The 1,308-nt window shown below is 66.0% G+C and carries 1 protein-coding gene; it reads right to left on the bottom strand.

Features of this window, described 5'->3' with window-relative positions; genetic code table 11:
• Positions 1 to 85: 85 nt before the first annotated feature.
• Positions 86 to 1,084, bottom strand: coding sequence for a hypothetical protein (locus ACFWIW_RS39455; RefSeq protein ID WP_378373160.1), 999 nt, complete (start codon positions 1,082 to 1,084; stop codon positions 86 to 88).
• Between the last annotated feature and the right edge of the window lie 224 nt (positions 1,085 to 1,308).

Here is a 1,308-nt window from a genome sequence, read left to right on the forward strand (position 1 = left end):
GTGGTAAGTGACGTTCTAACGTCACTTACCACTCACGACCACCCCGACCCATGCCCTCCCTGCGCCTTGCTGCTCTGCTTGCCGCTTACTCGCCGCACCGCGAACAAGTCACCGGCCGCGCACCCGCGGGGCTCCATCCCTCCCGTATCAGAATGGTGCGGACCTCCGCTGCCACCCCGCATGGCGAGTCGTGGACGTCTTGCCAGCCATAGACGAGCCTTGCCCGGCCGGCCAGTTCCGCGGCATTGTCACGGCGACGGTCCCGGAAGGCCACGCCAGGCGTGGCATGGGTCGCGCGACCGTCCAGCCGGACCGTCACCGCGGCGCCGTGCTCGTCGTAGGTGACGTCCTCCCAAAGCGTTTTGCCATCGACTTCGATGGGGGTCTGCCGGTTTCCGCGTGGCAGTCCGTGTTTGTCTTCGACGTCCTCCTGGTAGGCCACTTCGAGTGCCGACATAAGCCCGCCGCCGACGAGCGCGAGGCCGTACCGGATAGCCGGGCGGTAGCGGAACGGTGGCCGGGCCAGCACGCACGCCTCCATGGCGGCCACGGAGGTCCTGGTTCGGCCGAGCAGGTCGACGATGGTGTTCGTCGCTTGATGCGGAGTCCGCTGAGCGGCGGCCAGGTCGAGGATCGTGTCCGTGACCCGGGTGCGTGGAGGACTCGTCCCGGCGGCGATATGGGGCAGTGCGCGGGATCTGTGCACTATGACCACAGGCGCCTGCGAGATCGCGGAGAAGGTGTACGGGACTGTGATTTCGACTGGTCCCTCGACGATCGGAAGAATTCCCCATTCTTCCGCGGCTGTGCGATGGCTCAAGATGGCGTGACCGCCCCCATAGAGCAATGCGGCGTGGATCTTCGCCGAGCGGGACAACTCTCCGGTGAACGTCGAGTAAACACGCGGGAGAACCCGTTGCCAGCGGCCACCCGCGAGATTCGCCCTGATATCCGACATGGTGTGGCCGTAGGCGCGCAATTGCCGCCTTGAGACGATTCCGTGCTGCTCGTCCAGGAGGACCGGCCAGCTGGGGCGTTGTACGGCCGGGATCGAGTCTTCCGACCATCGTCTGTGAGTGGGCACCCTTCGACGATCGCCGGTGCACCGGGGTCGTGGAGGGCACGACGCGGATCTGTGGACAAAGCAAGGCTGCGGGCAGGTGACTGTGGATAACTGGGTCAGGGTGGTGGGGGGGGGGGTTGTTTGTTTGTTATAGGGGGGAGAAACAGGACCGCCCCCGCCCCCCCACCCCCCCCCCCCCCCACACCAACCAACAAGGTTAAAAGGACCAAAGGACCCCCCACAGC

Origin of the sequence: Amycolatopsis sp. NPDC058340 (genome assembly GCF_042723975.1) — a bacterium.
In the GTDB taxonomy this organism is placed as follows: domain Bacteria; phylum Actinomycetota; class Actinomycetes; order Mycobacteriales; family Pseudonocardiaceae; genus Amycolatopsis.